Here is a 23,517-nt window from a genome sequence, read left to right on the forward strand (position 1 = left end):
CGCGCGCCACGGGGGCCGCGTCGGCATCGCATCGGACGCGAGGGGGCGCGCCGAGGGGGCACGACCAGACGCATGCAGCGCATGAGCGCGGCGCCGGTTCCGGCGATGCGGCCATGCCCGTCTGCATGCACCAACGACCATTTCAAGGGAGTAGATCAATGCGACATCTCATCCATCCGGCGGCGGTCTCGCTGACGGGCGCCGCGCTGGCGGCCCTCCTGTCGACGACCGCACCGGCGCACGCCCGACAACGCACCCCGCAGCTCAACGAGCCCGGGGCCATCACCCGCACCCTGCCGGTGACTTCATCGCGGTCCGTCCTCGATGCGGGCACGTCCAGCCGCGTCTGCGAAGCCGGCGCCAAGTGGATCCGCCTCGACTTCCGCTCGCTCAAGCTGCACGCCTACGACAGCCTGGTGCTGAAGAGTTCCGGCGGCGACCGCTACGTCTTCCAGGGCGGACACTGGAACGACCGCAGCTTCAGCAGCCGCGCGCTGCGCGGTTCGTGCGTCGATATCCAGCCGTACTTCGCCAGCGGCGACAGCGGCTACGAACTCGGCGGCTACACCGCCGGCACCCGTGCGCTCGCGCTGTCGACGGTGGTGGTGGCCGGTGCAGGCGATCTCTGCGATTCGACGCCGGGCGACTGCAAGGCCACGTCCGACCTGATCGTCAACATCAATCCGGTCGCGGTCTTCACCGCAGGCGACAATGCCTACAGCAACGGCACACTGAGCGAGTTCAACACGCGCTACGATCCCAACTGGGGCCGCTTCAAGAGCAAGACCAAGCCGACGCCGGGCAACCACGAATACGGCACGGCCAACGCCGCCGGCTACTTCGACTACTTCAACGGCTCGGGCGTGCAGACCGGTTTGGCCGGCGATCGCAGCAAGGGCTACTACAGCTGGGACGTGGGCGACTGGCACTTCGTCGCGCTCAACACCATGTCCGGCGGCACCATTTCGAGCACGCAGCTGGCGTGGCTGAAGCAGGACCTGGCCGCCAACACCAAGCCGTGCACGGCCGCCTACTTCCACCATCCGCGCTGGAGCACCGGCAACTACACCGGCTACAGCGGCGTGCAGTCCGCATACACCGAACTGTATGCAGCCAAGGCGGACCTGATCCTGGTCGGCCACGACCACAACTACCAGCGCAGCAAGAAGATCAACGCCAGCGGCGCGGTCGCTGCGGACGGGTTCCGCCAGATCCTCGTCGGTACCGGCGGTCGCGACTTCTATCCCTTCGGTTCCACCAACACCACCATCGCCGAAGTGCGCAACGCCAACACCTGGGGCGTGCTCAAGCTGACCCTCAGCGCCACGGATTACGTGGCCGACTTCGTCCCGGTCGCCGGCAGCACCTTCACCGATCGCGTCACCGGCACCTGCAACCGGGCGAGCACCGGCACGACCTACTCGATCTCGGGCACCGTCACCAACAGCGCGGGCACCGGCATCGCCGGCGTCACCGTGAGCAACGGTTCGGCCTCGGCCACGACCTCCAGCACCGGTGCCTACACGCTGCCTGGCCTGGCCAACGGCACCTACACGCTGACCCCTTCGCTGAGCGGCTATACCTTCAGCCCGGTCAGCCGCAGCGTCACCGTCAACGGCGCCAACGTCACCGGCCAGACCTTCACCGGTACGGCGACCAGCAGCGGTGGCACGGTCGTGCACAACGTCGCCCTGCCGTCGGTGTCGTCCGGCAACTGGTCGTCGACCTACACGGTCAGCATCCCGGCCGGTACCACCAAGCTGGTCGTCGACATTTCCGGCGGCACCGGCGATGCCGATCTCTACGTCCGCGCCGGTTCGGCACCGACCACCAGCAGCTACAACTGCCGTCCGTACCTCAACGGCAACACCGAAACCTGCACGGTCAACAACCCGGTCGCCGGCACCACGTACTACATCGCCGTGCGCGCCTACAGCAGCTACTCGGGCGTGACCATGAAGGCGACCCGCACGCCTTGATGCGGATCGCGGATATCCACGCAACACCTGCCGCCTGAAAGCGGTTCCCGGCGCCTGCCACCTTCACGGTGGGCGCCGGGATTTCCGACGTGCGTCGTCAGCGCGGATCGCGCGTCTGCACGGCGACCAGCGAGACCTCCATGCGCGCATCTGCGGCGATCAGCCAGTCGATGGCGTGGGTCGTCGTGGTCCGGGCGATCTGCCCGGCTGCGATGTCCGGACGCGTCGTCGACGGCATCAGGGCCATCGCCTGCGCACGCACGACCGCATCGCCCCGCGCTTCGGCACGTTGCGCCAGCGTTGCGGCCTGCGCACGCGTGCCTTCGACATCGCCGTATGCACGCCGCCGCGCGATGTCGATCAGCTGCAGCCGGCTGTCCAGCGGCCAGATGCCCTGCGGCAGTCGCTGCCGCGCCTGTGCGGCGTAGCGCTGCGCGAGCGTCCAGTCGCGACGCACCGCCGCCAGCTCGGCCAGCCCGATCTCGATCTCCGCCAGCGGCAGGGCTTGGCCCTGCTGCCGTGCGGCGGGCAGCAGGATCCGGTACAGGGCTTCGGCGCGCGCATGTTCGCCGGTGCGCAGGCGCAGCATGGCCAGGGCGGTCCCCAGCTCGATCTTGCCGCCGTCCATGCGGCGCTGGGAGAGCCGTCGATCGGCATCGTCCAGCAGCCTGCGCGCCGCCAGCAGGTTGCCATCGTGCAGGGCGATCTCCGCCTCGCCCAGGTGCGCGACCACCGGGATGGAGCTCGATCCCGGGTCGTGGCAACCCCGCAGCTGCGATCGCGCCATCGCCAGATCGCCCATCGCCGACAGGGTTTGGGTGCGCATGCAGGCGATGCGCGCCGCTTCGATCGGCGCGGCCTGCCATGCCGCATTGCGCGCCTCGCCGCTCAGCCGCGCGTCCAGATGGTCGAGCGCATCGCGGTAGCGGCCGCGCAGGCGCAGCAGCGCGCTTTCCTTGCGCGCCACGCGCAGGCGGTACTTCATCGACAGGCGATTCTGCCGCAGCGCCGCCAGCCGCCGTCCGGCCGCGTCCAGGTCGCCGGCTTCCAGATCGTCGTCGACCATGTCCAGCTGCAGCAGCTGCTGGGTCGCGATGTCGCCCGCCATCGCCGCGATGTCCAGCGCGCGATGGCGCGTGCGGCGTGCGGCGGCATGGTCGCCGCTTTCGGCATGCACGAACGCCATGGAACGCAGCGCGCGCACCTGGGAGGCGTGGTCGCCGTGCTGGCCGGCCACCTCCAGCAGCGCTGCGAGCCTGCGTTCGGCCTCGGCGACGTCGTTCTCCGCCGCAGCTTCGAAATAGGCGGCGGTCAGTGCGCCCAGGCGATTGCCATCGGCCTCGAAGGTGCGGATCGCACGATGGTAGAGCGCGGGTTCGGTGCCCTGGCGATACTGCTGGTGTCGTGTGCGTGCGAACACCAGCTGGGCCTGTCCCAGTTCGCGGGCGTGGCCGTCGACATGCAGGCCGACCAGTCCGATGGCTTCGGCCGCGCTCTCCCTTGCCAGGTCGTGGTATCCCAACGCAAGCGCGGCCTCGGCGCGCGCGGTGCGCTGGCGGATGCGCAGGGCCAGGGGCTGTCGCTCCCACTGGGCTGCACCGAGCAGCCGCAGTGCGTCCTCGGGACGGTTGGCGCGCATCAGGGCTTGCGCCTGCGCGAGCGCGAATCCGCCGCGATCGGGATTGGCCGTCGACAGCCGCGCGTAGGCATCGATCGATGCCACGCTGCGTGTCGGCGTCAGCGCTGCGATCTCGGCCGCGACCACGTACGCCGCGCCCGGAGGCAGCGGGGCGAGCAGACCCTGCGCCAGCGCCGCCTGTTCGGCGCCCTGGCGCACGCGTCCGTCATCGGCCAGGGTGCGGGCGAGCGCCAGCCGTGCCGGACCGAAGCCGGGTGCGGATTCGACCACCTTGCCCAGCATCACGCGCGCGGTGGCGTAGGCGCGTCGATCGAGGGCCTCGGTGCCCTGCGCGAAATGCAGGGCGGTGGCCGCATCCAGCGCCAGCGCCGGCCAGCGCTCGCTGCGGCGCCTGGGAAACAGGCCGGCCATTGCCTGCCGCGACAGGGCATCGACGGTCGTCACCGGATCACGGCCCCGGAGTGTCCCGACGATGGCCGGGGCGGCATCACGGCCGTCGCGGCCGTCACGCTGGAGTCGACGCAGGGACACCTGCAGGGTCGAATGGCGATGCGCCGTGCGCGGTTCGGCGCGGATCTCGACGAACCACGTGTCCAGCGCGTGCGCGGCCAGCAGTTCGTCTTCGCGGATCAGCACCGCTTCGGGCAGCAGTTCCAGCTTCCAGCGCAGCCAGGCCTTCAGCATCGAGGCGGCCTGGCGGCTGGGCGCGTCGGCTGCACCGGAGGTCGCGTCGACCAGCACGATCCCGATCGCGGCGCGCGGCCGCACCGCCAGCGCGGTCGTGGCGTCAGGCTGCGCGCGCGAGCCGGAGACCAGCAGCGACAGCCCGAGCAGCAGGGCGGCGGCCCAGCGCAGGGCCCGGATCGATGCCGAGGCCGCATGTGGCGCCGGCATCGCCACCGGGAGGGCGTGGCGGTCGATGGGCGCGTCGACCGTCACATGCGCGAGCGGAGGATTGGGCGAGTGCGTGGGCACCGATCGTTCCGGCGGCAGGTGGATCACCTCGCCCGGCGGCTCGAAGCTGTAGCCCCGCTTGGACACGGTGCGGATCCAGCCCTTGCGATCCTCGCCCAGCGCCCTGCGGATGACCGAGATGCTCTGGGTGAGGTTCGAGTCCTCGATGCAGGTGGTGCCCCAGACGCGCTCGAGCAGGGCTTCGCGCGTGTGCAGCGTGTCGGGTTCGGAGACGAGGGCGACCAGCAGGTCGAAGACGCGCTGGGTCAGCTCGACGTCGCCATCCGGGCGCAGCACCTTGCGCTGCCGCGTGTCGATCGCGATGTCGCCGACCAGGTATCGGCCGGTGGAGGGAACAGGAGCGGTGGACGCATCGCTGGCACTGCGCATCGGTGGACGCCTTCGGTAGCGGAGACTGGCGGAAGGCGCCGCAGGCGGTCTTCGCAACCATGGCGCCCACGACCCCGGAACGCGGGCGCCGGCCAGATGCTAGCCGAGAATGTCGACGAATCATGGCGCGCTGTCGCAGGGCGCCATGACTTCTGGTTATCAGCGCGATGGGAATGCGCAGCAGCGCATGACGCGCTTCGCCACCATGCGCTGGCGTCCGGAGCGTCCGCTGCCCGTTCAGCGCGAAGGCTTCAGCGCGAGGGCTTCGGCGATGAGGGCTTGGGCGACAGCCACATCGAGATGGTCGCCTTGAACACCGCGTCGCCGGCAGCGTCGGTCAGCACCACGTCCACCGGCAGTTCGTAGCCCTGGTCGGCATGCACGACCGGGATCGACGGCGTGGCGACGGCGCGGATCGTGCCCATCGCCTTCTTGAGGTACTGCACGGTCATGCCCTTGGGAATCCAGCGCATCGAATCGGGCAGGCTGACCTCGGTGACCATGCCGCCCGTCAGCTCGGCGAGATTGCACATCGCGATCGCATGCACGCTGCCGATGTGGTTGGTGATCGCACGATGGCGCTTGATCGATGCGACGCAGCGACCCGGTTCCAGGGTTTCGATGCGCGGCGAGATGCTGCCGAAGTAGGGCGCCTTGAAGCAGATCGCGCGGGTGAACAACCAGTGCCCGGCAGGCCAGCGGCGGACGCGTTCGTAGAGGGCGAGGGTCTTGTTGGCCATGGGCGTGCTCCGTATCGCGTATTCCGGGTCCCTGAAAAGCGAACGGCGGGACAGCCCGCCGTTCGTTGTCGCGTCGTTGTCGCGTGTCTCCGATGGCTCAGGCCGCGGCGAGACGCGCGCCGCCGGTCGCCGGAGGCGCATCCTCGACATAGCCGGCCGAACGCAGTTCCCACGATTCGAAGTCGTCGACCATGATCGTGTCGAGCGTCATCTCGCGCAGTTCTTCCAGCTGCCTGCGCTCCTCGGCGGTGATCCAGCCTTCGCGCACGCCCTCGTCGAGCTGGGCCTCGAAGTCCAGCGCCTGGATGTCGCTGTTCTTCAGCGCCTTGAGGAACTTGCGCTCCACCGGCTCGGCCAGGATCACCTTCGACAGGTAGCTGTTCACGCGGCCCGCCGGGTTGTTCTCGCACGGGTCGAGGAACAGGCCGTCGGCCAGGCGGTCGCGCGCTTCGCACGGCGTCATCAGCAGGCTCGCGGCGCGGTGGCCCAGGCGGTCGCTCGGCGCCTGCGCGCGGCGGCCCCACGGGAAGATCACCGCCCACAGCAGCCAGCCGACCGGACGGATCGGGAAGTTGCGCAGCGCGCCGGACAGCGCCAGCTCGATCTTGTGCACGGCATCGTGGAAGGCCCAGGCCAGCAGCGGGTGGTCCGCGACCGGACGGCCCTGGTCTTCGTAGCGCTTCAGCATCGCGCTGATGATGTACAGCTGGCTGAGCACGTCGCCGAGGCGGCCGGACAGCGATTCCTTGAACTTCAGCTTGCCGCCGAGCAGCAGCATCGAGGTGTCGGCCATCACCGCCAGCGCCGCCGAATAGCGGTTGAGCTTGCGGTAGCAGCGGCGCGTGTACTCGCCACCCGGCGTCGAGCCGATGCGCGTGCCGGTCAGGCCGAACCACCAGGCGCGCACGGCATTGGAGATCGCGTAGCTGATGTGGCCGAACAGCGCGTCGTCGAACTGGTCCAGGCGCGCGCGCGGGTCTTCCAGCTGCGCCGCCTTCATTTCCTTCATCACCCACGGATGGCAGAGGATCGCGCCCTGGCCGAAGATCATCAGGCTGCGGGTCATGATGTTGGCGCCTTCGACCGTGATCGCGATCGGCACCGACTGCCAGTTGCGGCCGGCGTAGTTGCGCGGGCCCAGGATGATCCCCTTGCCGCCGTGGACGTCCATGACGTCGCGCGCGACTTCACGGCCCATCTCGGTGCAGTGGTACTTGGCGATGGTCGAGGGCACGGCCGGGTTCTCGCCGCGCGCCACGGCCGCAGCAGTGGCTTCCGACAGCGCGCTGCAGGCATAGGCGCGGCCGGCGATGCGCGCCAGCGCCTCTTCCACGCCCTCGAAGCGACCGACGGAGAGGCCGAACTGCTTGCGGATGCGCGCGTAGGCACCGGTGACCACCGCGCCCATCTTCGAGCCGCCGCTGGCGGTGGAGGGCAGGGTGATCGAGCGACCGATCGACAGGCACTCCATCAGCATGCGCCAGCCCTGGCCGGCGCAGTCTTCGCCACCGATCAGCTGGCTCAGCGGCACGAACACGTCGCGGCCCTTGATCGGACCGTTCTGGAACGGCGAATTCAGCGGGAAATGACGACGACCGATCTCCAGGCCGGCGGTATCGCGCGGCACCAGCGCCAGCGAAATGCCGATGTCCTTCGTGTCGCCGAGCAGGCCGTCGGGGTCGTACATGCGGAACGCGACGCCGATCAGCGTCGCCACCGGCGCCAGCGTGATGTATCGCTTGTTGAGCGTGAGGCGGATGCCAAGCACCTTGGCGCCGTTCCACTCGCCTTCGCAGACGATGCCGTAGTCCGGGATCGAGGTGGCGTCGGAGCCGGCGAACGGACCGGTCAGGGCGAAGCAGGGCACTTCGCGGCCGTCGGCGAGGCGCGGCAGGTAGTAGCGCTTCTGCTCCTCGGTGCCGTAGTGCATCAGCAGTTCGGCCGGGCCCAGCGAGTTGGGGACACCCACCGTGGAGCTGACCACGCTGGAGACCGCAGCCAGCTTCTGGATGACCTTGTGGTTCATCAGCGCCGAGAAACCCAGGCCGCCGTATTCCTTCGGGATGTTCAGGCCGAAAAACTTGTTCTGCTTGATGTAGTCCCACAGCTCCGGCGGCAGGTCGGCGCGGACGTGGGTGATGTCCCAGTCGTTGGTCCGGCGGCACAGCTCGGCGCAGGGGCCGTCGAGGAAGGCCTGCTCCTCGGCGGTCAGCTCCGGCTTGGGCAGCGACAGCAGCTTGTCCCAGTCCGGCTTGCCCGAGAACAGCTCGCCCTCGAAGCCGACCGTGCCCGACTCCAGCGCGGTGCGCTCGGTGTCCGACAGCGGCGGCAGCAGCTTCGTGTAGAAGCCCAGCAGCGGCGAAGTGATCAGCGGCTTGCGCAGGAACGGAATCAGCAGCGGCAGCGCGACCAGCAGCATCAGGCCGGCGCAGACGAGGGTGGTGGTCCGGTGCGCGCCGAGGAACCAGGCGGCGACCAGCAGCGTGCCCGACAGCGCGACCCAGGCCGCGAGGCGCAGGCGGTGGTAGGCGACGAAGGCGCCGGCGAGGAGAAGGATGAGCGGTGGTGCGATCAGTCCGAGGACGGTACTCATTGGAACGCTCCGGGAAGGCGGGCTCGGCGTGGGATGACGGGATCGGATCGGGATGCCGGCCGGACCCTTGCGGGCCCATTCTGGACGGGCACGCACCCGTCCGGACGACATTCAATCCATACGCCGAAGTATGGATATCGCGATTCTGGAATGTCAATGGCTCGAAACGCTCTGTCCGATGGACTGTGACCGGACACCTCATAACGAAACGATACTTTTCCGAACCGATCCGTATGGTTACAATATGGTCATGAACGAAGCCACCGCCAAGACCGAACGCAACGCGCGCCTCAGTGCCGAAGATTGGGCCCAGGCCGCGCTCGACCTCATCGCAGAGCAGGGCGTCGCCGCTGTCGCGGTGGAACCGCTCGCACGCCGGCTCGGCGTGACGAAAGGCAGTTTCTACTGGCACTTTCCATCGCGCGATGCGCTGCTCTCCGCAGCGCTCGAACGCTGGGAAGCCGTCGAACAGGAAACGGTCTTCGGCCAGCTCGAAGTCGTCGCCGATCCGCGCCAGCGCCTGCGCGCGCTGTTCCAGGTGGTCGCGCACGAAGTGAAGTCGCACAAGATCTACAGCGAACTGCTCAAGGCGCTGGATCATCCTGCGGTGGGCCCCGTGATCGAGCGCGTGTCGCAGCGCCGCCTCGACTATCTCTCCGCTTCCTTCCGCCAGACGGGCCTGGCCCGCGTCGACGCGCAGCATCGCGCGCGCCTCGCCTACGCGGCCTACGTGGGTTTCCTGCAGCTGAGCCTGCAGCTGCACCACCCGCGCCTGGCGCACGACGAGTTCGAGTCCTACGTCGAACACGTCATGGACACCCTCATTCCGCCGGCCGCGACGCCGACCGCACCGATTTCCCCTCCTTGAGAGTCCTCTCCGAATGAATGCCATCGCCGCTGCCAGCACTGCGTCCGATCCCCACAAACAGGGAGCCAGCCGCCATGCCGGCCTCAACGCCTGGGTCGCCGAGGTCGCACGCCTCACCCAGCCCGATGCGATCCACTGGTGCGACGGCAGCGATGCCGAGAACGCCGCGCTTGTCGCGAAGATGGAAGCCGACGGCACGCTGATCCGCCTCAACGAAGAGACCCATCCGAACAGCTGGCTGCACCGCTCGCACCCCGATGACGTCGCGCGCGTCGAGCACCTCACCTTCGTCTGCACCAGCCACGCCGACGACGCCGGCCCGAACAACCACTGGATGGCGCCCGAAGAGGGCCACGCGCAGATCGACGCGCTGTTCGAAGGCTGCATGCGCGGCCGCACGCTGTACGTGATCCCGTACTGCATGGGCCCGATCGATTCGCCGCTGTCCCGCTGCGGCGTGGAAATCACCGACTCGCCGTACGTGGTCGCCAACATGCGGATCATGACGCGCATGGGCGCCGCCGCGCTGGCGCGCATCGAGCGCGAAGGCGAGGCCGGCGGAAGCTTCGTGAAGGGCCTGCATTCGATTGGCGAACTCGACCCGAACCGCCGCTTCATCATGCACTTCCCCGAAGAGCTGACGATCAAGTCCTACGGCTCGGGCTACGGCGGCAATGCGCTGCTCGGCAAGAAGTGCCACGCGCTGCGCATCGCCTCCTACCAGGCGCGCAGCGAAGGCTGGCTCGCCGAGCATATGCTGATCCTCGGCGTGGAGAACCCGCAGGGCGAAACGCATTACATCGCTGCGGCGTTCCCCTCGGCCTGCGGCAAGACCAACCTGGCCATGCTCATTCCGCCGGAGGGTTACCTCAAGGACGGCTGGAAGGTCACCACCGTCGGCGACGACATTTGCTGGATGCGCCCGGGCGCCGACGGCCGCCTGTACGCGATCAACCCGGAAGCCGGCTTCTTCGGCGTCGCGCCGGGCACGAGCATCAATTCGAACCCGAACGCGCTCAAGACCATCCAGAAGAACACCATCTTCACCAACGTCGGCGTCACCGCCGACAACCAGCCCTGGTGGGAAGGCCTGCAGAGCGGTACGCCGGTCACCGACTGGCGCGGCGAGCCCTACGACGCCGCCAAGCGTCCGGCCGCGCATCCGAACTCCCGCTTCACCGTCAGTGCGAAGCAGTGCCCCTCGTACTCGCCGATGGCCGAGGATCCCCAGGGCGTGCCGATCAGCGCCATTGTGTTCGGCGGTCGCCGCGCCTCGCTGGTGCCGCTGGTGTTCGAAGCCCGCGACTGGACCCACGGCGTGCTGGTCGGCGCTGCGATGGGCTCGGAAACCACCGCCGCCGCTACCGGCGCGGTCGGCGTGATGCGTCGCGACCCGATGGCGATGAAGCCGTTCTGCGGCTACAACTTCGCCGACTACTTCAACCACTGGCTGTCGTTCGACCAGGCTGGCGCGAAGCTGCCCAAGATCTTCCACGTCAACTGGTTCCGCAAGGGCGACGACGGCAAGTTCCTGTGGCCGGGCTTCGGCGACAACCTGCGCGTGCTGGAGTGGATGATCGAGCGCGTGAAGGGCACCGCCGGCGCGGTCGACACGCCGATCGGCGCACTGCCGCGCGCGGAGGACATCAACCTCGACGGCGTCAGCCTCGGCGAGGAAGCGCGCGACAAGCTGTTCGGCTTCGACCGCGACGGCTGGCGCGCCGAGTTCGCCAGCATCGGCCACTATCTCGAAGAGTACGGCCCGCGCATCCCGCAGGCGCTGATCGACGAACAGCAGCGCATCGCCGCGCAGCTGGATGCGTGACGACGCGCGTCGAGACGCATCCATGACGACCGCCACGCAGGCGGTCGTCGATGTCGCCGACCCGCGCTGGTTCCCGGTCGACCTGGATCCGGTCACGCCGCGCTTCGCGATGCTGCGCATCGACGAGGCGCACGTCACCGGCCCGGCGTTCATGGACAACCGGCTCGGCGTGGATTTCGCTGCAGCCGTTCCGCTGCCGCTGCCGGCCTTGCCTGCATTGCCGATACCGTCTCACGCGGCCTGGTTGTTCCACACGTCGTTCTGCTGTTCGACCCTGCTCGCCCGCGCGCTGCAGGCGGCCCCGGCCTGCATGGTCTACCGCGAGCCGCTGGTCCTGCGCCGGCTCTCCGACGCGAGGGATCGCGGCATGGCCGTCGCGCAGTGGATGGCGCCGACCACGCGCCTGCTGTTCCGCCCCTGGTGCGATGAGGGCGCGGTGGTGGTCAAACCGACGCACGCGGCGCTGAACATCGCCGCCGACCTCCTCGCCGCCACCCCGGGCAGTCGCGCGGTCGCGCTGCTGTCCTCGCTCGACGACTTCCTGGTCTCGAACATCAAGAAGACGCCCGAAACCCACGCCAAGGTGCCGGCACTCGTCGAGCGTGCCGTCGCTGCAGGCAGCCTGCGCCATCGTCTGGCCGGACGCGCGATCGAACCGCCCTCGCTGCTCGCCGCCGTGGCGCTGCAATGGGCGGCGCAGCGCGAACTGCTGGTCGACATCGACGAGGGCGCGTCAGGTCGCCTGCGTTTCATCGACGCATCGCAGGTGCTCGCCGACCTGGCCGGCACCGCCCGCGAATGCCTCGACTGGTGGGGCCTGCCCGTGGATGTCGCGGCACTGCGCGCCCGTGCCGCAGTCGTCGCCGGCGTCAACGCCAAGCAGACCACGGCGAACTACAGCGCGCGCCAGCGCGAGGACGAGGCCGCGCAGCTCACGCGGATGTTCGCCCGGGAACTGGCCGAGGCTCGTGCCTGGTTCGAATGTGAAATACTGCCGATGATCCGGCCGCAGGCCCTGGCGCTCGGCGCCGACTGAGCGCGGCGACCGTGCCGCTGAACGAGGTGAACGCTTGACCGCTGCAGCATACGACCTGTGGAAGCAGGCCGAACGCGCCTACGACGCGAAGAACCTCGGTGCCGCCGAGGCCCTGTATCGCCGCTCGCTGGAGGCCAGCCCGGGCTACCCGCCATCGGTGATCGGCCTGTCCACCGTGCTCACCCGGCGTGGTGCGCATCGTGAATCGCACGCCGTGGTCCGCACCGCCATCGGCAGACCGCTCGAACACCCGGCGCTCGTCTTTTCGCTGGGCCAGCGCCTGCGCTATTTCCACGAATTCGAAGCGCTGGAGCGCACCCTGCAGGATCCGAAACTGCTCGATGGCTCGCCGCCCGACGTGCTGGCCAAGAGCGTGGTCCTGCTCAGCTCGATCAACGCCAACGACGCTGCGCAGCGACTCGCCGATGCCGCGCTTGCGAAGCATCCGAACTCGCCGCCGCTGCGCTACGTGCGCGGCAACCTGCATTTCTTCGACGGCGACAGCGATGCTGCCGAAGCCTGCTACGAAGCGACGCTCGCCGCGAACCCGCGCTTCTTCCAGGCCTCCTGGATGCTCGCGAGCGTGCGCAGGCAGACGCCCGAGCGCAACCATGTCGAACGCCTGCGCCGCCAGCTCGGCGAAGCCCCGCCCGGCAGCGAAGGCGAAGCCTATGTCGCCTACGGCCTCCACAAGGAACTGCACGATCTCGGCGACTACGCAGGGGCCTGGGAGGCGCTCGCTCGCGGTTGCGCCGCCAAGCGCCGCCAGGTGCCCTACGATCCGGCACCGGTCGCGGAGCTGATCGCCGCCCAGCGCGCCGTCTGTACGCCCGCATTCGTGCGCGCCGGCAGCGCGATCGAGCAGTCGCACGTGCCGATCTTCATCGTCGGCATGCACCGTTCCGGCACCACCCTGCTCGAGCGCATGCTCGCCGGCCATCCGGACGTGGGCGATGCCGGCGAAACCCGCGCCTTCGATGCGCAGGTGGAGCTGGCGATCGACCGCAGCCTGCCCAATGGCCTCGACGCCATGGCGGTGAAATCGCTGGCCAGTGCCGATTTCGACGGCATCGCGCGCGATTACGCCCGGCACGCGCCCTGGCTGTCGCGCGGCAAGCCGTTCTTCACCGAAAAACTGCCGATGAACTTCTGGAACGTCGGCATGATCGCGCGCGCCATGCCGCAGGCGCGCTTCATCCATCTGGTCCGCGATCCGATGGACACCTGCTTCTCCAACCTGCGCACGCTGTTCGCCGGCGTGGCCACGTATTCGTACGTGCAGGAAGAGCTGGCCGGCTTCTTCCGCGCCTACCGCGCGATGATGGCGCACTGGTCCGAGGTGCTGCCCGATCGCGTGCTCGACGTCCGTTACGACGACCTGGTGGCCGAGCCGGAGACAACGGTGCTGCGCGTGCTCGAGCACTGCGGCCTGCGCCGGATCGAAGGCCTCAGCGACGTGGCGCGGCCCGGCGGCCGCGTGTCGACCGCCAGCGCGGGCACTGCCCGTCAGGGCGTGCTGCGCGACCGTGGTGGCGTGTGGTGGCATTACGAAGCGCAACTGGCGACGCTCCGCGAGCGCTTGGCCGGTTGAGCATCCGCCTGCGCCTCACTTCATCCCGAACCAGCAGTTGAAGGCCACGGTGATGCGTTCGTCGCTGCCGTGGAACGGCAGCACCTCGTGCGGCACCCAGGACGGGAACAGCACCAACTGGCCGGGCTGCAGGCGGAAACTCCAGCTGCCGTGGTGGTAGGGCGCGCGCAGCCGCGCATTGCCGGCATCCAGGAACATGTTGCTGTAGTAATGCGGGTTGTGGAAACGCAGGACGCCCGACTCGGGCTTGTCCGCTGGTGTTTCGCCCGGATCGACGCAGTACACCCCCGACCAGGACGCCATCGGATGGATGTGGTTGATCACGAAGCCGCCCTGGCGGGTCACGTGGAACCAGGTGTGCGAGAAGATCTGCAGCCGCCGCATCTCCTCCGGTCCGTAGCCGTTCAACTCCTGCACCGCCTTGCCCAGTTCTGTCCAGCAGAACGCGCGCAGCGCCTGCACGCAGGCCTCCTGCCATGAAAACAGCGTGAAGTCGCTCTCGAACACCCCATCCTGCTGTTTCAGCGATGGGTTCGGGTTGCCGTAGATCGTCTTGTCGTGCTCGCGGAGCAGGAACAGGGCCTTGAGGTCGGCATTGAGCGCCGCAGCATCCGGATGCCGGGCCTGGAACACCGGCACCGCGAACATCGAGGCGACCTGGCTGGAGAATGGTGGCGGCACGCTCATGGGACGTTCATGTCGGATTGGGTTCGACGATTGTAGCCACGAAATCAGCGCGCAAAAAAAGACGGCCCCTTGCGGGGCCGTCCTTGTGAAGCGAACCGGAAAATCCGATCGGAATGAATCCGATCAGAACTTCTGGTTGTACTGCATGTACACGAAGCGGCCCGGGATCTCGTAGGACGGATCGAAGCTGTTCGCGAAGGTGGTGAAGGAGATCGGCGGATCCTTGGCGAACAGGTTGTTCACGCCAACGGTGATCTTGCCGTTCCACGGCGCCTTCCAGAAGACGCTGACGTCGTGGTACGTGGTGCCGCCGATCTTGTTCTGCGAACCCGGCAGGTTGATGCCGGCCGAATCGGTGATGGCGTCGTTGCAGAGCTCGCCGAAACCGTAGTCGTTGTAGTAGAACGGGCAGTCTTCTTCCTGACGCGAGAAGTAGCGGGTGAACCAGGTCGCACCCCAATCGCCCTTCGTCCAGCGGGCCATCAGGTTCGAACGCACGCGCCAGTTGTTGTTGCGGTCGAAGTAGTTGCCCGGGCCGCCGTTGCTCTCGTTCTCCGAGACGTAGGTCGTATCCAGCACGAAGCTGAAGTTGCCCAGCACGTTCTCCGGCAGGTTGTACGTGACCGTCATGTCCCAGCCTTCGACGAAGCTTTCGACGTCCGGATCGTTCTGCGGAACCTGGAGCAGGTTGATGATCTGGCCGCTCGGCGCGCGCTGCAGGCCGGCGAGGTTGCAGAGCGTCGGGTCACCGTCGATGACGCAGGAGTTCAGGATGGTCTGAGCGCCGCGGGTCAGGACGCTGTCGGTCAGGCTGATCTTCCACCAGTCGAGCGAGACGTTGAAGCCTTCGAGGAACGAGGGGCTCCACACCAGGCCGATCGTCTCGGTTTCCGAGCTTTCCGGGCCGAGGTTCGGGTTGCCGCCGACCGAGACGCGGATCTGACCGTTGCCCTGGTCGTAGCCACCCACCGGCACGCCCTGCGCATGGCACACGGCCTGCTGGGCCGGGGTGAGGAGGTTGTAGCGACCGCCGAAGGTGGTCGAGCAGGGATCGGCGAGGGTCGGGAACGAGTCGGCCACGCCCGAGAACAGCTCGGAGATGGACGGCGCGCGGAAGCCTTCGGACCAGTTGGCGCGGAACATCAGGTCCTTGATCGGACGCCACTTGACGCCGAACTTGCCGTTGGTGGTGTCACCGAAGTTGCTGTAGTCCGAGTAACGGCCGGCGATGCTCAGTTCCAGTTCCTGGGCGCCGACGACGTCGCGCAGGATCGGAATCGCGAACTCGAGGTAGGCTTCGTCGAGCTTGTAGCCACCCTTGGTCGGCGTGCGGGCGTTGCCGGTGGTGTTGCCCGAGGCGATCAGGGCATCGGGCTGGTCGAAGCCGGACTCGGTGCGGTGTTCGACACCGAACGCGAACGACAGCATGCCGCCCGGCAGTTCGACGATTTCACCCGAGACGTTGGCGTAGTACTGCTTCATCTTGTAGCCGAACTCGTCGTGCGCGACGAAGCTCGAGAAGGCCAGCATTTCCGGGGTGATCGAGCCCGGGCCACCGAGCAGGTTCAGCGGGACGCAGCCGGCGATCGCGGTCGCGGCGTTGCCGGGGGTCGTGACGCAGGTCGGGATGCCGCCGACCAGCATCGACGGGCCGAGGGCCTGACGCAGGGCGAGCAGGTTGAACAGACCATTGGTCGTGTCGTTCTGGTCGTTGCGGCCGTACACCATGCCGGCGTCCCAGGTGAAGTAACGGTCACCCAGTTCGAACGAACCTTCGATGCCGCCATTGAAACCGAAGGTGTCGACGTTCTGGTTGAACGAACGGCCACCGGTTTCCACGGCACGGCGCTGGACGTGGCTGACGTCGCGGCCGAAGGGGTTGTAGATGTTGTTGGCGCTGATCGAGATCGTGCGCGCGATCGCGCCGGCGCCGGGGCCGGTGCCGAGCACGATCGGCATGGCGGCGAGCAGCTGCTCCGAACGACGGTTGTTGTACGTACCGGTGATGAAGACGCGGGTGTTGTCGGTCAGGTTCAGCGTGGCGCGGCCGAACATCGACTTGCGCTCCTGCGGCGTGACCAGGTAGTTGTCCGGCGCGAAGTTGTAGATGTCGTTCGGCGAGCTCGGCGGCAGGATGAAGTTGCGCCAGCCATTGCCGGTGGTGCCCGGGTTGTAGGTGAACTGGCCACCGCTGCCGTCCGGACGGGTCTGCGTGCCCGAACAGGTGCCGGCCGTGAAGGTGCCGTTACATACGGCGAAGCGGCCGCCCGGGGTGGTGGAGCTGCCCAGCGCGGTGCCGGTGCCGATGATCGGCTCCGAGGAGATGTAGCGGTCGCCCGCCATCACCGGATCTTCCTTCACGTAGCCCATGCCGAACATCACGCTGAAGCGATCGTCGGAGGTGCCGATGGTCAGGTCGTAGGACTGACGGGTGCCGTCGCCTTCGGTGAATTCGCCCATGTAGGCGTTGAATTCGGCGCCCTGGTAGTCGGTGCGCAGGATGACGTTGACCACGCCCGCGATGGCGTCCGACCCGTAGATGACCGAGGCGCCGTCCTTCAGGACTTCGATGCGCTCGACTGCGGCGGTCGGGATGGTGTTCAGGTCGACGGCGCCGCCGAGACCGGTGCCGGCCACCCAGCGACGGCCGTTGACCAGCACGAGGGTGCGGTTCGAGCCGAGGGTACGCAGGCTGACGCGGGTTTCGCCGTTGCCACCGTTGTTGTTGGTGGTGTTCAGCGCCGAGCCGTTGGCCGTGATGTTCTGGATCACGTCGCCAACCGAGGTCAGGCCCTGGGCCTGGATGTCTTCGCGGGTGAGTTCGAAGATCGGCTGCTGGGTTTCGGTTTCGGCGCGACGGACGATGCGCGAACCGGTGACGGTGATGGTGTCGAGCTCTTCGCTGCCCTTGTCGCTGTCCTGGGCGAACGCGACGCCGGAGCCGACGAGGGCGGAGGTGCCCGCGATCGCGAGGGTGATCGCGTTGCGGAGCTTGTTGGTCTTAAAGGTCATTTCTTCTCTCTCCAAGTGAGTCTTGGGTTTCCCATGGGAACCTGATCCCGTGCCGCCGGATGGACGCGCGCGCGGACAAGGCCGGGGCCGATAGTAGCCCCACTCGGAGAAAAATTAAAGTGTTGTTAATGCGCGTCTGTCGGACTCGCCCGGACCCCTGTCAAGCCCTTTCGGAGCGGGCTTAGAGGTCCTGTTCGTAGCGGACGTAGGGCACGGCGCCCTCGTCCTCGCCCTGCTCGGTGGCCGGGGCGAACGGGTTCTTGCCGCGGGTCACCAGGTTGTCGGCACCCACGGTGAGCTGGCCGCTCCAGGGGGTCCGCCAGCTCAGGCCGAGGCCCATGCTGCTCCAGCGGTGCTGGCCGGGGGTGTCGACCACTTCCCCGATGACGTTGACGCCGAAGTTGCCGACGCCGCCGCCCAGGTTGAGCTGGCGGGCTGTCCAGCGGTTGCTGAAACCCGGGATCTCTGACGGCGCCTGGAGGCGGGCCTTGGCGACCGTGCCGGCGATGGAGATGTAGCCTTCGCGGGGCAGGGCCTTCTGGCTGAAGATGGTGATGTCGTTGACGTCGATCCGGCCGTTGCCGCCGCTGCCCGGGGCCAGCCAGGCGGGCATGGTCGTCCGGGTGCTGCCCCCGCCGATGCCGACCTGCGTGCCGTTGCGCTGGAAGATCGCCGCCGCGCCGGTGCGGCGCTGGGTGGCGGGGATCGAGGCGAGGACGCAGTTGTCGGCGAGGTTGGTCAGGGCCGAACTCAGGCCCTGCTTGCGGTCGCAGAGCAGGCCGAGGGAGTCGCCGGCGCTGAGGCCGAAGGTGGTGTCGAGATGGCGGACGCCGAAGCGGGCCAGTGTGCGGGACTTGGCCAGATCGGTCGGTTCGAGGACCACGACCGCTTCGATGGCGCCGCTTGACTTGTTCCACACCGGGAGCTCGACGCGATCGCTGCCCGTGCGCGACTGGGCATGCGCGCCCGCAACCACGCCGAAGGCGAGGGTCAGGAGCAGCGGCAGTCGGCGGAGGGTCAGGTGCATGCTGGCGGATCGGACCGGTGAGGGCCGGTCGAGTTCCCCGGAACGTTCGTGATTCAGGCGATCAGGCTATCAGATTTATGGTTCTTTAACAATCGTGCGCCTGTCGCGATCTGGCGAAAAGGGCGTGACAGGCGTCACTGGAGGCGGTCGGGTGCGCCATGGGTCGCGGGGGGCGAGAACAGGCCGTCGATGTCGTCCTGGTTGAAACGATACGCCTGTCCGCAGAATTCGCAGTGGACGTCGATCGCGCCGTCGTTGGCTTCGGCCGCCGACCGGGCTTCGGACTCGCCGAGGGATTCGAGCATCCCCGAGACCCGTTCGCGCGAGCAGGAGCAGCCGAAGCGCAGCGGCTTGACGCCGAGCACCTGCGCGCCGTCTTCGTGGAACAGCCGGTGCAGCAGCAGGTCCGCCGGGGTGTCGAGCAGCTCCTGCGCGCCGAGGGTCTCGAACAGGGCGCTGGCGTGTTCCCAGCCCTGTTCGTCGCCGCCGTCGCCGGGCAGGGTCTGCAGCATCAGCCCGGCCACGCGCTCTGCGTCGGCGGCGAGCAGGAGCCGGGTCGGTAGCTGCTCGGACTGGCGGAAATAGCCTTCGAACGCTTCGGACAGGGTGTCGGCGTCGAGTCCGACGAGCCCCTGGTAGCGGGTCGGGTCCTGGCCGCGCGCGCCGGGGTTTTCGATGGTGATCGCCAGCAGCGCGTCGTCGCCGAGGGCTTGGAGGCTGTGCACGTCGGCGTTGCGGCCCTCTTCCACGCGCGCAATGCCACGCAGGGTGCCGGCGGCGGTGCATTCGGCGAAGAGGGTGCGCAGGGCGCCGTCGCCGCGCAGCTGGATCGACAGCCGGCCATCGACCTTGACGTGACCGGTGAACAGGGCGGAGGCGGCGATGGCCTGGCCGAGCAGATCGGCGACGGCGGCCGGGTACTCGGCGCGGCTGCGGATCTGCTGCCAGGTGTCGTCGAGCCGCACGTGCACGCCGCGCACGCCGGCCTGTTCGAGCAGGAATCGGGTCAGGTGGTCGTTGGGGGCGTCGTGGGTCATGGCGTGTCCGGGGGTGAATGCGGGCGGCGGCTTCACGGATAATGCCGGAGCCGCGCGTGCGGTGGAGTCGAGGTTCGGGGGAGACCGCACAACATGGGGCTGAACGAGGCAGATTCAAAGGCGGCGGCGCAGGCCGTCGCAGCGGCGCCGCCGAAACGTCGCCGCTGGTGGCGTCGCCTGCTCTGGCTGCCGGTGTGGTTCGTGGCGTTCACGGTGCTGCAGGTGCTGGTGCTGCGCTTCGTGGACCCGCCGTTCTCGATGATGATGGCCGAGCGCCAGGTCGAGGCGTTCTTCGGCGGCGAGGACGAATTCGTCCTGTATTACGACTGGCGCGATGCCGAGCAGATCTCGAAGCAGTTGCCGCTGGCGCTGGTCGCGGCAGAGGACCAGCATTTCCCGACCCACAACGGCTTCGATTTCGCCGCGATCGAAAAGGCGCGCACGAACAATGCGAAGGGTCGGAAGGTGCGCGGCGGCAGCACGATCAGCCAGCAGCTGGCGAAGAACCTGTTCCTGTGGCGCGGCCGCAGCTGGGTGCGCAAGGGGCTGGAGGCCTGGTACACGGTGCTGATCGAGGCACTGTGGCCGAAGTCGCGGATCATGGAGGTGTACGTCAACGTGATCGAGTACGGCGACGGTGTCTATGGCGCGCAGGCGGCGTCGCGCCGGTTCTTCGGCAAGGATGCGTCGCGGCTGGGTCCGGCCGAGGCCGCGCGGCTGGCGGCGGTGCTGCCCAATCCGCGCAAGTACAACGCCGCCAAACCCGGCCCGTACGTCCAGCGCCGGACCCGGGCTATCCAGCGCCAGATGCGCGCGCTGGGCGGGCCGGGCTACGTGGCGTTCGATTGAGCGCCTTGAGCAGGGGCCGGGCCCGCGTAGACTCCATATATATGTCTCTTCCCCCATCCTGCGAACGTCTGACCGTCGTCGTCGCCGCCTACAACGAGGCGGAGGCCCTGCCAGCCCTGCATCCCCGGATCGTGGCGGTGCTGGACGCGCTGGCGAGCGAGGGCGTGGACGGCGGCGTGCTGTATGTCGACGACGGCAGCCGCGACCGCACCTGGGCGGTGCTGGACGACCTGGCGGCCGCCGACCCGCGGGTGTCGCTGCTGCGGCTGAGCCGCAACTTCGGCAAGGAGGCGGCGCTGACCGCCGGCCTCGACCAGGTGCACGACGGCGCTGCGGTGATCCTGGACGCCGACGGCCAGGATCCGCCGGAGCTGATCCCGCAGTTCGTGGCGAAGTGGCGCGAAGGCTACGACGACGTCCACGGCACGCGCATCGAGCGCGAGGGCGAGACCTGGTTCAAGCGCGCGACCGCACACGGTTTCTACCGGCTGATGCAGCGGCTGTCGAAAACCCCCATTCCCACCGACACCGGCGATTTCCGCCTGCTGTCGCCGCGTTCGCTGGAGGCCCTGCGCCTGCTGCGCGAGCGCCATCGCTTCATGAAGGGCCTGTTCGGCTGGGTCGGCTTCCACCAGGTCTCGGTGCCGTACCGGCGCGAGGCCCGCGTGGCCGGGCGCAGCAAGTTCAACGCGTGGAAGCTGTGGAACTTCGCGCTGGAGGGCGTGACCAGCTTTTCGACCGCGCCGCTGCGGGTGGCGACCTACGTCGGCGTGCTGACCGCGCTGCTGGCGTTCGTCTACGCGCTGTGGGTCGTGGTCAAGGCGATGCTCTGGGGCGACCCGGTGGCGGGCTGGCCGACGATGATGACCGTGATCCTGCTGCTGGGCGGCGTGCAGCTGATGGCGCTGGGCATGATCGGCGAGTACCTCGGCCGGCTGTACGAGGAATCCAAGCAGCGCCCGCTTTACCTGGTGGATCGCTGGCGGCCTGCGGCGGGAGTATCCTCTGGAGGCATCGCCCCTGGAGGAGAACGCCCGCATGCGTACCGTCCGTCAGCTGCTGGACGCCAAGAGCCCGGCGATCCACGCGATCCGGCCTGAAGCCCCCGTCCTCGACGCCATCCGCCTGATGGCCGATGCGCACATTGGCGCGGTGCTGGTGATGGATGGGCCGCGACTGGTCGGCATCCTCTCCGAGCGCGATTACGCACGGAAGGTCGTGCTGCAGGGACGGTCGTCCGCCGACACGCCGGTGCGCGACATCATGACCGCGCGCGTCTTCACCGCCACGCCCGCCGACACCTCCGACCGCTGCATGCAGGTGATGACCGAGCATCGCATTCGCCACCTGCCCGTGCTCGACGGCGACGACGTGGTCGGCGTGGTGTCGATCGGCGACCTGGTGAAGGCGGTGATCGAGGACCAGCGGGTGGAGCTGGATTCGCTGCAGCGGTATATCGCGGGGTGATGGGGCTATGGTCAAACATACGATCGTTATGGAAAGAGTAGCCGCTGATTCGTTGAATACAGCAGCTTTTTTCGATTCTGATGAATTTGCAGCTGAGGCTCTAAATGCCTTGAGTCAGATCGCCGGCGTGCGAGACATCGAAATCGTTTCAAACGATAGTGTTTTGGTGACAGCTACATATGTTTGGGAAGGCGGTGCTCACTATGACCATACGGATGAACATCTCCTTCAATTTGGTTTGCAGCGTGTCTGGCCAAATGCTCAGGCGTGACATTCGTTGAGAGCTGATTTCCTCAGTGTCAGTAGGTCGTAGGGAGGTACCCGCGAAGCGGATGCCGCCGCGCTCCGTGGACACGTGAATGCCGCCGACCATCGTCAGTCAGGCGGAATCTCCTTCGGCGGTTCCGGCCTACGCCTCCGCCGCCTCCGCACACCGACTATTCGCCCTCCATCGCCCGCTTTATGCTGTCGCGCGAAAAGGGGATGCCATGAGCAGCAGTTGCCTTGTCGAGAAGATCGGTTACCACCTGCGCCTGTCCGAGCCGGACAAGGCGTTGCTGGCGCGGCTGGAGGAGGCGGAGGAGCCGGTGTCGGCGGGCGCGCAGGTGCGCGAGGCGGGCAGCACGGTGGAGCACATGTACGTGGTGCGGGCGGGCTGGTTCTACGACCACGTGCTGCTGCCGGATGGCCGTCGCCAGGTGCTGCACCTCCACTATCCCGGCGACATCGTCGGCCTGCCGGAGATTCCGTTCGCGCGGACCGGCGCGGCGCTGACCAGCGCCACCGGGGGCGTGCTGTGCCCGTTCCCCAAGCAGGCGCTGGACCAGGTGTTCGAGCGCGCGCCGCGCCTGGCTGCGCTGCTCTTCAGCATCGGCATGGTCGAGCACGCGGTGCTGGCCGATCGCATCCGCGTGATCGGGCGCATGGGCGCGCGCGAGCGGGTGGCGCATTTCCTGCTCGAAGTCGTCTCGCGACTGCGCGTGACCCGGCGCGATCTCGGTGCGCGCTTCGAGTTGCCGCTGACCCAGGCGGTGATCGGCGACGCGGTGGGCCTGAGCAACGTCTACGTCAGCCGCGCGCTGTCGCAGCTGGAAGCGTCCGGCGCGATCCGCCGTCGCGGCCGGAACATCGAATTGCTCGACGAGCCCGGGATGAAGCGGGAGGTCGATTTCGAGGATCGCCACTTCCGCATCGACACTTCGTGGTTTCCCGCCAGCTGAACCGCTGGCCCACAAACATCGTGCAGCCGCATTAAGCGTGCTGAATGCGCGTGCTGCGCGATCCGGTTACGCTGCGCAACCCGATCGAGCCGCGACAGGTCCTGCCATGAATGTCCTTCCGTCGCGTCTCCCGGCAGACGCCGCATGACGCAGTTGCACGGCATCGTCTATCTCAGCACCGGTTTCCCGATGTCCACCGATGAACTGCACGCGATGCTGATCCGTGCGCGCGACTTCAATCGCGAGGTCGGCGTGAGCGGCGTGCTGTTCCATCACGCCGGGCGGTTCTTCCAGTATTTCGAGGGCCCGGAGGATGCCGTGGCGCGCGTGCACGACCGAATCCTGCGATCGCCGATGCATCACTCGATCCGGATCCTGATGGACGCGCCGATCGAGGAGCGCGCCTTCTCCGACTGGTACATGGGCTTCTGCGAACCGGCGGCCGACGAATTCGAGGCCGTGGCGACGGCGCAATGGGTCGATGCCATGCCGATCACCCGCACACAGCTGCGCCGCTCAGAGGGCTTGGCCCTGGCGATGTCGTACTGGAGTCGCTGGATCGCCGAACGGCCGGAGCTGGGCGAGGCCAAGCGCACCGGCTGA

The 23,517-nt window shown here is 67.9% G+C and carries 18 protein-coding genes; 11 read left to right on the forward strand and 7 right to left on the reverse strand.

Going from position 1 to position 23,517, the window contains the following annotated elements; translation table 11 throughout:
* Positions 1-158: 158 nt before the first annotated feature.
* Positions 159-1,979 carry a pre-peptidase C-terminal domain-containing protein gene (locus ACFQ0E_RS06920; protein ID WP_386822948.1) on the forward strand — a complete coding sequence of 607 codons (1,821 nt, stop codon included), beginning with the start codon at positions 159-161 and terminating at the stop codon, positions 1,977-1,979.
* 97 nt (positions 1,980-2,076) lie between these two features.
* Here the strand turns inward: ACFQ0E_RS06920 and ACFQ0E_RS06925 are convergent, their stop codons facing one another.
* The 3 genes from ACFQ0E_RS06925 to ACFQ0E_RS06935 all read right to left on the reverse strand — a co-directional run bounded on the left by ACFQ0E_RS06925 (position 2,077) and on the right by ACFQ0E_RS06935 (position 8,295).
* Positions 2,077-4,962: a winged helix-turn-helix domain-containing protein gene (locus ACFQ0E_RS06925; protein ID WP_386822949.1), complete on the reverse strand. Its 2,886-nt coding sequence runs from the start codon at positions 4,960-4,962 to the stop codon at positions 2,077-2,079.
* A 251-nt stretch (positions 4,963-5,213) separates the two neighbouring features.
* Entirely contained in the window at positions 5,214-5,702 is a 489-nt protein-coding gene (locus ACFQ0E_RS06930) for a hotdog fold domain-containing protein (RefSeq protein ID WP_386822951.1), read from the reverse strand.
* A gap of 97 nt (positions 5,703-5,799) precedes the next feature.
* Positions 5,800-8,295 (reverse strand): acyl-CoA dehydrogenase, encoded by a 2,496-nt coding sequence (locus tag ACFQ0E_RS06935; RefSeq protein WP_386822953.1) that lies wholly within the window; start codon positions 8,293-8,295, stop codon positions 5,800-5,802.
* A 250-nt stretch (positions 8,296-8,545) separates the two neighbouring features.
* Between ACFQ0E_RS06935 and ACFQ0E_RS06940 the strand changes: the two genes are divergently transcribed.
* From ACFQ0E_RS06940 to ACFQ0E_RS06955, 4 genes are read left to right on the forward strand one after another with little or no spacing between them, the layout of a single operon-like run.
* Positions 8,546-9,163 carry a TetR/AcrR family transcriptional regulator gene (locus ACFQ0E_RS06940; protein WP_386822955.1) on the forward strand — a complete coding sequence of 206 codons (618 nt, stop codon included), beginning with the start codon at positions 8,546-8,548 and terminating at the stop codon, positions 9,161-9,163.
* Between the two features lie 13 nt (positions 9,164-9,176).
* Complete coding sequence (locus ACFQ0E_RS06945; RefSeq protein ID WP_386822957.1) at positions 9,177-10,988, forward strand: phosphoenolpyruvate carboxykinase (GTP); 1,812 nt, start codon at positions 9,177-9,179, stop codon at positions 10,986-10,988.
* 22 nt (positions 10,989-11,010) lie between these two features.
* Complete coding sequence (locus ACFQ0E_RS06950; RefSeq protein WP_386822959.1) at positions 11,011-12,024, forward strand: hypothetical protein; 1,014 nt, start codon at positions 11,011-11,013, stop codon at positions 12,022-12,024.
* A gap of 34 nt (positions 12,025-12,058) precedes the next feature.
* On the forward strand, positions 12,059-13,615 hold the full coding sequence (locus tag ACFQ0E_RS06955; RefSeq protein WP_386822960.1) for a tetratricopeptide repeat-containing sulfotransferase family protein: 1,557 nt from the start codon (positions 12,059-12,061) through the stop codon (positions 13,613-13,615).
* 15 nt (positions 13,616-13,630) lie between these two features.
* Here the strand turns inward: ACFQ0E_RS06955 and ACFQ0E_RS06960 are convergent, their stop codons facing one another.
* The 4 genes from ACFQ0E_RS06960 to hslO form a co-directional block, all read right to left on the reverse strand.
* Complete coding sequence (locus ACFQ0E_RS06960; protein ID WP_386822961.1) at positions 13,631-14,302, reverse strand: TIGR02466 family protein; 672 nt, start codon at positions 14,300-14,302, stop codon at positions 13,631-13,633.
* A 123-nt stretch (positions 14,303-14,425) separates the two neighbouring features.
* Complete coding sequence (locus ACFQ0E_RS06965; protein WP_386822963.1) at positions 14,426-17,314, reverse strand: TonB-dependent receptor plug domain-containing protein; 2,889 nt, start codon at positions 17,312-17,314, stop codon at positions 14,426-14,428.
* Positions 17,315-17,495: 181 nt separating this feature from the next.
* Positions 17,496-18,341: an XOO1806 family protein gene (locus ACFQ0E_RS06970; RefSeq protein ID WP_386822964.1), complete on the reverse strand. Its 846-nt coding sequence runs from the start codon at positions 18,339-18,341 to the stop codon at positions 17,496-17,498.
* A gap of 134 nt (positions 18,342-18,475) precedes the next feature.
* A complete protein-coding gene (hslO, locus tag ACFQ0E_RS06975) occupies positions 18,476-19,378 on the reverse strand; it encodes an Hsp33 family molecular chaperone HslO (protein ID WP_386822966.1) in 903 nt (300 codons plus the stop codon).
* 93 nt (positions 19,379-19,471) lie between these two features.
* On the opposite strand from hslO, the gene mtgA reads away from it, so the two are divergent.
* The 6 genes from mtgA (at position 19,472) to ACFQ0E_RS07005 (ending at position 23,517) form a co-directional block, all read left to right on the forward strand.
* Positions 19,472-20,227 (forward strand): monofunctional biosynthetic peptidoglycan transglycosylase, encoded by a 756-nt coding sequence (gene mtgA / locus ACFQ0E_RS06980; RefSeq protein WP_386822967.1) that lies wholly within the window; start codon positions 19,472-19,474, stop codon positions 20,225-20,227.
* Between the two features lie 41 nt (positions 20,228-20,268).
* Positions 20,269-21,327, forward strand: a complete 1,059-nt coding sequence (locus ACFQ0E_RS06985) for a glycosyltransferase family 2 protein (protein ID WP_386822969.1) — start codon at positions 20,269-20,271, stop codon at positions 21,325-21,327.
* The gene (locus ACFQ0E_RS06990; protein WP_386822971.1) at positions 21,266-21,694 is read left to right on the forward strand and encodes a CBS domain-containing protein; all 429 of its coding nucleotides are present in this window, start codon (positions 21,266-21,268) and stop codon (positions 21,692-21,694) included. Before ACFQ0E_RS06985 ends, ACFQ0E_RS06990 begins: the two co-directional genes overlap by 62 nt.
* A gap of 7 nt (positions 21,695-21,701) precedes the next feature.
* Complete coding sequence (locus ACFQ0E_RS06995) at positions 21,702-21,965, forward strand: hypothetical protein (RefSeq protein ID WP_386822973.1); 264 nt, start codon at positions 21,702-21,704, stop codon at positions 21,963-21,965.
* 217 nt (positions 21,966-22,182) lie between these two features.
* A complete protein-coding gene (locus ACFQ0E_RS07000) occupies positions 22,183-22,914 on the forward strand; it encodes a Crp/Fnr family transcriptional regulator (RefSeq protein WP_386822974.1) in 732 nt (243 codons plus the stop codon).
* A 144-nt stretch (positions 22,915-23,058) separates the two neighbouring features.
* On the forward strand, positions 23,059-23,517 hold the full coding sequence (locus ACFQ0E_RS07005) for a BLUF domain-containing protein (protein ID WP_386822975.1): 459 nt from the start codon (positions 23,059-23,061) through the stop codon (positions 23,515-23,517).

It is taken from the genome of Lysobacter brunescens, from assembly GCF_042677005.1.
Lineage (GTDB): Bacteria > Pseudomonadota > Gammaproteobacteria > Xanthomonadales > Xanthomonadaceae > Lysobacter_I > Lysobacter_I brunescens.

Excerpts from the sequence above, each read along its gene's own strand:
- hslO (WP_386822966.1), bottom strand. The coding sequence starts at position 19,378 with ATGACCCACGACGCCCCCAACGACCACCTGACCCGATTCCTGCTCGAA.
- ACFQ0E_RS07000 (WP_386822974.1), top strand. The coding sequence starts at position 22,183 with ATGAGCAGCAGTTGCCTTGTCGAGAAGATCGGTTACCACCTGCGCCTG.
- ACFQ0E_RS07005 (WP_386822975.1), top strand. The coding sequence starts at position 23,059 with ATGACGCAGTTGCACGGCATCGTCTATCTCAGCACCGGTTTCCCGATG.
- ACFQ0E_RS06995 (WP_386822973.1), top strand. The coding sequence starts at position 21,702 with ATGGTCAAACATACGATCGTTATGGAAAGAGTAGCCGCTGATTCGTTG.
- ACFQ0E_RS06990 (WP_386822971.1), top strand. The coding sequence starts at position 21,266 with ATGCGTACCGTCCGTCAGCTGCTGGACGCCAAGAGCCCGGCGATCCAC.
- ACFQ0E_RS06945 (WP_386822957.1), top strand. The coding sequence starts at position 9,177 with ATGAATGCCATCGCCGCTGCCAGCACTGCGTCCGATCCCCACAAACAG.
- mtgA (WP_386822967.1), top strand. The coding sequence starts at position 19,472 with ATGGGGCTGAACGAGGCAGATTCAAAGGCGGCGGCGCAGGCCGTCGCA.
- ACFQ0E_RS06925 (WP_386822949.1), bottom strand. The coding sequence starts at position 4,962 with ATGCGCAGTGCCAGCGATGCGTCCACCGCTCCTGTTCCCTCCACCGGC.
- ACFQ0E_RS06920 (WP_386822948.1), top strand. The coding sequence starts at position 159 with ATGCGACATCTCATCCATCCGGCGGCGGTCTCGCTGACGGGCGCCGCG.
- ACFQ0E_RS06935 (WP_386822953.1), bottom strand. The coding sequence starts at position 8,295 with ATGAGTACCGTCCTCGGACTGATCGCACCACCGCTCATCCTTCTCCTC.
- ACFQ0E_RS06930 (WP_386822951.1), bottom strand. The coding sequence starts at position 5,702 with ATGGCCAACAAGACCCTCGCCCTCTACGAACGCGTCCGCCGCTGGCCT.
- ACFQ0E_RS06985 (WP_386822969.1), top strand. The coding sequence starts at position 20,269 with ATGTCTCTTCCCCCATCCTGCGAACGTCTGACCGTCGTCGTCGCCGCC.
- ACFQ0E_RS06970 (WP_386822964.1), bottom strand. The coding sequence starts at position 18,341 with ATGCACCTGACCCTCCGCCGACTGCCGCTGCTCCTGACCCTCGCCTTC.
- ACFQ0E_RS06950 (WP_386822959.1), top strand. The coding sequence starts at position 11,011 with ATGACGACCGCCACGCAGGCGGTCGTCGATGTCGCCGACCCGCGCTGG.
- ACFQ0E_RS06965 (WP_386822963.1), bottom strand. The coding sequence starts at position 17,314 with ATGACCTTTAAGACCAACAAGCTCCGCAACGCGATCACCCTCGCGATC.
- ACFQ0E_RS06960 (WP_386822961.1), bottom strand. The coding sequence starts at position 14,302 with ATGAGCGTGCCGCCACCATTCTCCAGCCAGGTCGCCTCGATGTTCGCG.
- ACFQ0E_RS06940 (WP_386822955.1), top strand. The coding sequence starts at position 8,546 with ATGAACGAAGCCACCGCCAAGACCGAACGCAACGCGCGCCTCAGTGCC.